Origin of the sequence: Mycobacterium sp. (assembly GCF_035314665.1) — a bacterium.
Classification (GTDB): Bacteria; Actinomycetota; Actinomycetes; order Mycobacteriales; family Mycobacteriaceae; genus Mycobacterium.
In genome coordinates this window covers 1-8593 of the sequence record NZ_DATFZD010000170.1, presented here as the reverse complement: position 1 = coordinate 8593, position 8593 = coordinate 1, and the positions used below count along the sequence as shown (strand labels likewise).

Here is an 8593-nt window from a genome sequence, read left to right as displayed (position 1 = left end):
CTGAACGAACTCAAGGCTGCGGCCAGGGCCGCGGGCGGCTCGGTGAACGATGCCTTCGTCGCCGCGCTGCTCGGCGGCATGCGCCGCTACCACGACCTGCACGGCATCCAGATCGACACCCTGCCGATGGGGATGCCGGTGTCGCTGCGCAAGAGCGATGACCCGATGGGCGGCAACAAGTTCGCCGGGGCACTGTTCGCCGCGCCCGTCGGGATCGAAGATCCCGCTGAACGCATCGCCGTAATCCGGGGTCTGGTGCTGTCGGTGCGCACCGAGCCCGCGCTGGACTCGGTCGCCTTGCTGGCACCGGTCGTCAATCGGCTGCCTTCGGCGGTCGGGGCCGCCATGCACCGACTCGGTGCGTCGGTGGACATGATCGCGTCGAACGTTCCCGGCTCGCCGTACCAGACCTACATCGCCGGGGCCAAGGTCGAACGGATGTACCCGTTGGGCCCGCTGCCCGGGGTCGCGGTCGCGGTCGCGATGGTCTCCCACGTCGGGACCTGCTGCCTGGGGTTCAATATCGACGGCTCGGCGGTCAACGACCACGATGTGCTGATGCGCTGCTTCGCCGAGGGACTGGACGAGGTGCTTCAGGTGGGCCGTGTGGCGGGAGAAAAACAGTGACCGTCCATGTCGAAGGCCGGTTCATCGGCGCGGCGGGCAAGCAGATCTACTGGCAGGGTTGGCTGCCCGACGGCGACCCCGCCGGCGTCGTCGTGCTGGTCCACGGCTACGCCGAGCACAGCGGGCGCTACCTACACGTCGCGCAGCGGCTGGTGTCTGCCGGTTATGCCTCCTACGCGGTGGACCACTTCGGGCACGGGAAGTCGGAAGGACCGCGGGCCAACGTCAACCGGATGTCCGAGGTCGTCGCCGACATCGACCGCGTGGTCCGGATCGCCGCGGCGCAGCACCCCGGTCTACCGGTGTTCCTGGTCGGTCACAGCATGGGTGGGTTGCTCACCCTCGACTATGTGACCAAGACGTCGACCGGCAGCCGGTACGCGCTGACCGGGGTCGCCGTTTCCGCGGCGGCGATCGACATCTCGATCGTTTCCGGGCCCGAGCGGCTGCTCGCGAAGGTGCTGTCCAAGTTTGTTCCGAACCTGGCTGTCACCCCGTTGGACTCGACAATGGTCAGCCGCGACGCGCAGGTGGTTGCCGACTACGACAGCGACCCGCTGAATTATCACGGCCGGATCAAGGCGCGCACGGGTGCCGAAACCATCGCTACCGCTGAGAAGGTGAGGGCCCGACTGACTGAGATCGATCTTCCGATCCTGATCATGCATGGCAGTGACGACAAGGGAGCTGCGGTTTCGGGGTCGAAACTGCTTGCCGAGAAGGCGTCGTCGAAGGACGTGACGCTCAAGCTCTACGACGGTCTCTATCACGAGGTCTTCAACGAGCCGGAGCGCGACATCGTCCTTGGCGACCTCGTGGACTGGCTCGAGGCTCGCACGTAGCGGCCGGTTAGACTCTCGCCAACGAATTACGGAATTCGCCAACTAACTCCCTAACACACAGTCGGGATCGTGTTCGCTTCCGACGAAACCGTGGACATCAGTAACGACAGCGGCACCCCTGTCACCCCCGATTAGCCCCCAAGAACAACCACTTCACCGGAACGGTCAATTGGGTTCAACTCGACATCGGTGACGACGCCGCCGACCTCGACCACTTCATCAGCCCCGAAGACAGATACTGCGTCGTCCTCGGCCGGCAGTGACACGTCGCCTAAGTCGTGAATGCGTGAATAATTGCTGAATCCCGAACCGCCTGTCTCGGCGGCTGATTGGGCCGTCAGGCCGGATCCACCAAACATGAGACGGTCCCACACGCCCCAAGCGTCTGCGCAGTTTCGGTCGTGTGGTTGGTTCAGTTGGAAATGATCGGCTCGTCTGGTGCGGTCAGTGTTGGTGCCGCGGTGATGAGCGGCACGGCGGGCACAGATCTACGGCGAACGAGAGTTGTTCGTTGGTGGGTACAGGTGGCAGCGTAGCGGGCTGGGGGTTGGTAGCCCAGGGCGGAGTGGCGGCGGTTCTCTGGGGGTCTGGCCTGAAGCTGGTGCAAATCTCCCGCATTTGTGCAGGTCCCGCGGCTGTTCGTTGAAGTTATCGTGCGCGACAGGTGTTGTGCAAGCGTTTCGTCGGGTGTGTTATCCGGTTGGCCGGGACGAATTGAGTCCTGTTATCAGTTCGCGGTTCGCGGCGCGGGCGGCGGCGAGGTCCTGGTCTCGTTCTTCAAGTTGTAGCCGCTGGTCGACGACTTGCTGTTCGAGCGATACGACGCGTTGTTGAAGCTGGTCGATGTCGGTGGGTGCGCCGAGTCCGGTTGCGCGCCAGGCTTGTTCGCCGAGCAGTTCGGATAGTCGTGTCTCGAGTTGTTGGGTGCGTGCGGCCATGCGGGCGCAGCGTTGCTGGGCGGCGAACAGGTCGGCTTGAAGTGAGGCGCGGGTGACGGAGGGTCCTATGTCTGGTTTGTCGGGTGGCTCGGTTTCGGCGGCGTGGATGCGTTCGAGTAGGTCGCGGTGGCGGTAAAGGAAGGTGCGGTCGACTCCGGCGCGACGAGCGATGTCGGTGACGCTGAGTTCCGCGCCATTGTTGATGGCGTTGTCGAGCGCGCTGAGGACACGTTGGCGGCGGCGGGTGGAGTCGGCTCGACGTCCCTGGATCATCGCGTCGACGGCGGCTGTGTTGGTGGTCATGTGGTTCTTTCCGGGCGTAGGTCGGGCAGGGTGTGGCGGGTGCGGGGCATGCCGAGCGTGACGCTGCGGTGTTGGCGTGCAATGGTGACGGCTTGTTGAAGTTGTTGTCGTTGTTCGGGTTCGAGTTCGTCGAGGCCGTGGCTGATCTGGTCGATCAGGCGGCGGATGCGGCGGATCTCTTCGTTCGATGGCATCGCTTCGGCGCGTGCCCATTGATCGAGTTCGGTGGTGGCGAGTAGGCGTTCGCGGGTGCGCAGCAGGTCGTCGAGGTAGGCGTGCAGGTCGGGCAGGTAGGAGACGTCGGTGCGGAAGTGGTCGCAGCCGGCGCAGCGGAACCCGAACGGGCAGGCGCCGCCGCCGGCTTTGACGTTGGACGGTTCAGCGCAGACGCCGAACGGGACGGCGACCTCACCGACAGCGCGGCGGGCGTGTTCGGAGTCCAGCAACGCTTGGGCTTGTCGCCAGATGCGGTTACCGTGGCGGTCGAACTGCATCGCGGTGACGCGGTCGACGGCTTCGCGGCGGCGGGTTTCGCCGACTCGGTAGTAGCCGCTGGTGGTTTCGAGTTTGCGGTGCGACATCAGCTCGCGCAGCACCTCGACGGGAACACCAGCGTCGGCGTGGCGTTGGGCGTAACTGTGCCGGTAGGCGTAGAGGACGATCTTGCTCTTGTCGTATTCGATGCCGTCGGCGTTGTGCAGCAACGGCATTCGGTCGACCCAGCTGCGATGGGCGAACGCGAGAGAAAACGCGGTGATCGCACGGCGGCCACCGGGATTACGCCGATCGGTGGGCAACAGTTTCAGCTCACCGACCTCGGTGTGTGGGTAGCGGGCCCGGACTCGTTGCTGCTGGGCGATGACGACTGCGGCGGTCTGCTCGCTGATCGGCAAGCGCCGCGCGGGCCGGTTGGCCTTGTGGTTGTCATAGATCAGCACGGGTAGTCCGTCGTCGTCGCGGGTCAGGCAGTCGAAGTCCAGCGCACAGATCTCTTCGGGGCGTCGACCGGTGTCCATGGCCAGCTCGACGGCGGTGCGCATCTGCGGTGAGGTCAGTCGATCCAGGTGTGCGCACAGTTGCTGCATGATTTCCGGTGGCAGGTCCCGGTTCGGTTCTCCTGGTTCGGGTTCGGCGGGCACGTCCGACTGCCCGATGGCGAAGTCCTCGCCGAGACCCGCCGCGATCCCGCCGGGGCGGGTCAGCCCCGTCGCCCGGATGCGGGTGAGCACGGCGCGAACCTCACGGCAGGCCCGGATCCGGGCATCGCCGCTGATCTGCCCGCCCGATTCAAGGTAGGTCAACCGGTGCAGGAACGCCTCCATGTCATTGCGGCCCAACGCTTGTGGGTGTTCACCGCGGTCCTCACGCATCCGCAACGACTCTGACAGCCGTGCTAAGCAGCCGATGTAGTGGCGCACCGCCAGGCCGGCGCTGGTGCGCCGCCCTGACCGGACACGTCGCTTAGGTAGGTCGTCGGCGGCCCACCGTTTGGCCGCCTCTCGCAGCCAGGTCTGGGTGATGGCGGTGAACGACAGCGTGCCGTTGTGCCCGAACACCGCCAGATCCCATTCATCCTGGGTGACTTCGGTTTCCGGGGTCGACAACACGCGGCGAGCGTGTCCTGTCAGGCAGTTGGCCAGGCCGGTGAATTCCAGATCGCGGTCGTCGCCGATGGTGTAGTCAGCCAGCGAGGCCACCCGCTGGGCGCGGATGTCGTTGACCAGCAACCGTAGCACCGCATCACTGGTCTTGACCGCGTTGATCCGGCAGCGCTGCTGCAACCCCGCCAGCAGCTGCGCCACCACCAACGGACTCAAACCACGCAGGCTCACCTCACCGCCGCGCCCTATCGCCGATTCGATAGCCTGCCAACACGATTCGTCGAGACCCGGGTCCTGTTTCCGGAGGCTGCGCAGCCGTTGCTGGTGGGCATGGCAGTAGAGCCCAGCGGGATGGCGCCGCTGCCGGACGCAGGCGTCGACCGAGCAATCAGGCAGCAGCGGAAGCGGTTTCACCGTCTGATGCGTGAGAAACGCTGAGAATCCGACTCCCGGCATGCGGCGCTTTTGTTCGGCATGCGCCGAGCACAACCCCGACCGCAGCGACAGCCATTCCCGCGCGCAACCTTGCACTCGGCAGGATTCCGGACCGCGGCGCTGACTGCGCCGTTCCCGAGGCGGCAGTGCGGCGACCTCAGGCTCATCGAGCCCGTTCTCGATGAGCCGTTTCCGGCACGGACCGCAGATTCCCGACGCCGCGGTCGCGGTCGTCCAGCAGCCCTCGGCGCGGCAGATTCGGCGCCCCAGCAGCGGATGTTCCGGTGCGAACACCAGGATCTGCCGGGCAGGATCCCAGCCGGCCTCGGCGAGGAAGGCCGGGTCGACCACGGCAGTGATCCGGCCGACGTGGTGGTCGATCCGCCCGCCGGCGAACACATGCTCCCCGGCAGGGGCGCCTGGTACCGGTGCCAGCGCCTGCGCAACGCTCACCGGTCGGTCCCGGCCAACTCACGCGGGCTGTGAACCCGATCGACGGCCTCACGCAGCCGGCCCGGGTCAGGGTGCAGGTAGACCTGCGACGAACTCATCGACGCGTGACCCATCAAAGTGGCGATCTCATCCAGACCGCTGCCCGCATCAGCCAGATTGCTGCCGAACGCATGGCGCAGCCGATGCGGCGTGACATGCTCAATCCCGGCCCGCCGCGAGCACGCGGTGATGACCTCGTTGATCGCGTCCGGGCGCATCGGCGCCCCGATAGGTTCCCGAAACAGGTTGACCAGCAAGAAATCCGACTCACCCGCCCGCGGCACAGCCAGCCGCTCGAACTCGTAGCCGTCGAACACCTGCACCACCAGGAAATCCAGCGGCACCACCCGCTGGCGGCGGGATTTGGCCCACGCCCCGTTCGGATTGTCACGACGCACAACATGCAGGTGAGCCCGCGGAAACACGCAGCCCAGCACACGCGAGTCGGCCAGCAGGTGAACATCCGAACGCCGCAACCCACACAATTCGCCGCGGCGCAGCCCGGCACGAGCCATCAACAACACGATCAGCCGATCCCGCGCCGACCGACAAGCCCGCACCAACGCCACGATCTCGGCATCGCTGGCTCGGTCCACCGTCGCCTCCGGCTCGTGCAACCGATGCCGCGCCCGCATCCGCCAAGCCATTCGGTGCTCCTCACCGCGAGCCTGCGCCGGCAGGTCACTCTCATCGGCCAGCTCATAGATCAACCCCATCAGCTCGCTCGGCGCCTGCCCGGAAGTCACTGCGTGGGAGACGAACCCCCGCACCGCGGTCAGCACACCGTTGATCCGTCGAGCCTCACGTACCGGTTCCGCACCCGGACCCGCCAGCACCTGCCCACCCACCAGGCGATCGACACCACTGGCCTGTGGCCCGGCGTGGCGCAGCCAGGTGATGAACAACCCCAGCGCCGCCACGCCGTCATGCCAGTGCCGGCCGGTACGAGCGCACCAGCGCAGGAACAACGCGATGCCACCCGCATACGACCTGGTAGTCAGCTCCGAGCAGTCACGGCCGAATCGGACATGCCGTAAGAACGCATCCGCTTCGGCCACCACCGCCAGATCCTCATCGAGCACCGTCCAATAACGCGCCCCCGACGGCAACTTCACTAGAAACGCCCGCACCCCGATCTCCTCTCGCAGCAGGCCAGCTTTACCACTACCAGCCACGAGCACCACACCCCAGGAGATCTGTTGCAGAACCGGCCCGTGTCGCCGAGCTACGCAACGTCACACAACAGTCCAGCCAACCCCAGAAAACGCCGGTGGTGGTTGTATTCCTGCTTCCAGTCGGTGATGACCGACCCGGCCTCCGATCATGCTGCGCTGCAGCAGGTTTAGCGTCGTTGGTTTCGAACAGTGAATGCAGCATCGTGGGCACCCGCGGTCGTGGTTAGCGACCATCATGTGTGTGATCGCTTACTTCGGTGATCACGCCGAGATCGTCAAACACCTCCGGCGGGCGCGGCTCTTGTCGACGGTGCGCAATTCGATGCCACGTCGGGCCAGGTTGCAGGCCGGTTAGAGCCCGGTGGGGCTTTCGCCTGCGATGAGCACGTCGCTGTGGGCAGTCGTCATGGTTCCTTCCTCCTGGCTTGTTTTGTTTGCGACGGAAACCGCGGGACGACACGCTAGGTGGCCTCTCGCAGCTTTTTGTCGATTCACTTGATCGCTAGCGCCGAGACCGGACTCCCGGACGCGCCGGTCAGGGGCAGGGGTGACGCTGAAAACATGAACTCGTAGATCCCGTCGGTTTTGCTGTCGTCGGAGAGTGCGTCGAGGTCGAACATTTCGCCGAAGGCTAGCCCGGTGTGGACGAGGGAGACCACGTGCAGTGGCTGCCAGCAGTCGATCTCGTTGGGCAGCACCTCAATTCCCCAGGTGTCGGTGGCGATGGCGGCGATGTCTTTGTCGCGGATCCACTTAGCGGTGTGCAGCGACAGCCCCGGTGACGGTCCACCGGCGTAGTCTCCCCAGTTCCCGCGCCGCACACCCATGAACCCGGTGCGGATGATCAGCGCGTCGCCGGGGCGAATTTCGAGGTTTTTGGCCGCGAGGCACTCGTCGAGGTCATCGGCGGTGATGGCGTAGCCCGGTTCAAGTGCATCCACGCCCCGGTGTGCGGCGAGGTCGACGAACACGCCGCGGGTGACGATTTTGCCGGTGTAGTTCTGCACACCGTTGGCACGACTGCCCCCTGTTCCGGCATCGGCAGCAGAAAACCCGTTGTACATCTGGCCCCGCCAGAAAAAGTGGCATAGTGCGTCCCACTGGGTGCCCGATTGTGTGGGCATCACAAGGACATCGTCGTAGTAGCCGGCAGTGGGTTGCCCGCTGGATTTTCTCAACATGGTCAGGGTTTGCGTTTCCACGCTGTCTTGCTCGCCGACGAGGTATCCCGGTCCCGACGTGAGTTGGTACAGATGGGGATTGGTCCGACCGAGGTAACCGTTCTGCGGGCCGTGCGCGTCGTAGGGCATGGTCAACGAGATGGTCTTGCCGATTTTCACCAGCGCTGCCGCTTCGCGGACCTTTTCCTGGGTGATGAGGTTGACCGTGCCCAGCTGGTCATGCGGACCCCACCTGCCCCAGTTCGAGCATCGCTGGATGTAGTCCTCCAGAATGGAGAGGTCGTCCTGGTGCGTCATCAGAGTCGCACCTGCCGCAGGTTGGCGTCAGCCGTGGCCCAATCGACGGGGCCTTCATCCAGCGGCACATGAAGCGATTTGAGGAATGCGGCGCACAGGACGTAGGTGCCCGCCAGCAAGGTGATCTCGGCTACTTCGTTGTCGGGGAAGTACTTCCGCACCGCGTCAAGGGTGTCTTGTCGAGCTCCGATATTCTTGACTAGCGAGTCGACATACTTGACCAGCGCCGTCAGCGACGGATCGTCAAACTCCCGATGCTCCGGATTGACCAGGTCCGCCAGCAGCTCCTGGCTCGTTCCGGTACGCAGCGCTTCCGTTTTGTGCTGGACCAGTTGGTATTCGCAACCAGTGACCGCACCGACCCTGACGATCACTCGCTCGCGCACCAGTGGCTGGATCTTCGCGTTTCGAAAACTCAACGCATATTTCAGATACGGCAGGGTGAGCCCCTCCGTATGGAGCATCATTCGCGTCAAGTTGATCGGGAAGACCTGGTATTCCGACTCTTTCTCGCCGTCCAGCTGCGGGTACGGGAAAACTGTCATCGCAAATCTCCTTTCGGATTCGGGTGGAGCCATCTGTTCGATGACCGTGGTTGAGGCGACGCGTGCGGTAGGCCGCGTATGCGACGCGACGTGTTGCTGTCGGCCAGTGGTGTTGCATTGGTCAGGCTTCGGCTGGCGGTGCGGCAGACAACAGGTT

At 64.8% G+C, this 8593-nt stretch carries 8 protein-coding genes; 2 read left to right on the top strand and 6 right to left on the bottom strand.

Annotated features, from left to right (window positions below; all coding sequences use genetic code 11):
* The coding region (locus VKI00_RS13660; protein ID WP_324438163.1) for a WS/DGAT domain-containing protein at positions 1 to 627 on the top strand (627 nt) is incomplete at its 5' end.
* Positions 624 to 1469 carry a lysophospholipase gene (locus VKI00_RS13655; RefSeq protein WP_324438161.1) on the top strand — a complete coding sequence of 282 codons (846 nt, stop codon included), beginning with the start codon at positions 624 to 626 and terminating at the stop codon, positions 1467 to 1469. The genes VKI00_RS13660 and VKI00_RS13655, both read left to right, overlap by 4 nt.
* A gap of 131 nt (positions 1470 to 1600) precedes the next feature.
* Here VKI00_RS13655 and VKI00_RS13650 read toward each other — a convergent pair whose 3' ends face one another.
* The 6 genes from VKI00_RS13650 to VKI00_RS13625 all read right to left on the bottom strand — a co-directional run bounded on the left by VKI00_RS13650 (position 1601) and on the right by VKI00_RS13625 (position 8436).
* A complete protein-coding gene (locus VKI00_RS13650) occupies positions 1601 to 1843 on the bottom strand; it encodes a hypothetical protein (protein WP_324438159.1) in 243 nt (80 codons plus the stop codon).
* Between the two features lie 318 nt (positions 1844 to 2161).
* Positions 2162 to 2710, bottom strand: coding sequence for a DUF6262 family protein (locus VKI00_RS13645; RefSeq protein ID WP_324438157.1), 549 nt, complete (start codon positions 2708 to 2710; stop codon positions 2162 to 2164).
* Entirely contained in the window at positions 2707 to 5199 is a 2493-nt protein-coding gene (locus VKI00_RS13640; RefSeq protein WP_324438155.1) for a tyrosine-type recombinase/integrase, read from the bottom strand. The genes VKI00_RS13645 and VKI00_RS13640 overlap by 4 nt, the downstream gene beginning before the upstream one ends.
* Positions 5196 to 6413 (bottom strand): site-specific integrase, encoded by a 1218-nt coding sequence (locus tag VKI00_RS13635; protein WP_324438153.1) that lies wholly within the window; start codon positions 6411 to 6413, stop codon positions 5196 to 5198. Before VKI00_RS13635 ends, VKI00_RS13640 begins: the two co-directional genes overlap by 4 nt.
* 491 nt (positions 6414 to 6904) lie before the next feature.
* Positions 6905 to 7891, bottom strand: coding sequence for a cyclase family protein (locus VKI00_RS13630; RefSeq protein WP_324438151.1), 987 nt, complete (start codon positions 7889 to 7891; stop codon positions 6905 to 6907).
* A complete protein-coding gene (locus tag VKI00_RS13625; protein WP_324438149.1) occupies positions 7891 to 8436 on the bottom strand; it encodes a carboxymuconolactone decarboxylase family protein in 546 nt (181 codons plus the stop codon). Before VKI00_RS13625 ends, VKI00_RS13630 begins: the two co-directional genes overlap by 1 nt.
* Positions 8437 to 8593: the final 157 nt, after the last annotated feature.

What these genes read in the sequence shown, in the direction of transcription:
- VKI00_RS13645 (WP_324438157.1), bottom strand. Translation starts at nt 2,710, where the DNA reads ATGACCACCAACACAGCCGCCGTCGACGCGATGATCCAGGGACGTCGA.
- VKI00_RS13630 (WP_324438151.1), bottom strand. Translation starts at nt 7,891, where the DNA reads ATGACGCACCAGGACGACCTCTCCATTCTGGAGGACTACATCCAGCGA.
- VKI00_RS13625 (WP_324438149.1), bottom strand. Translation starts at nt 8,436, where the DNA reads ATGACAGTTTTCCCGTACCCGCAGCTGGACGGCGAGAAAGAGTCGGAA.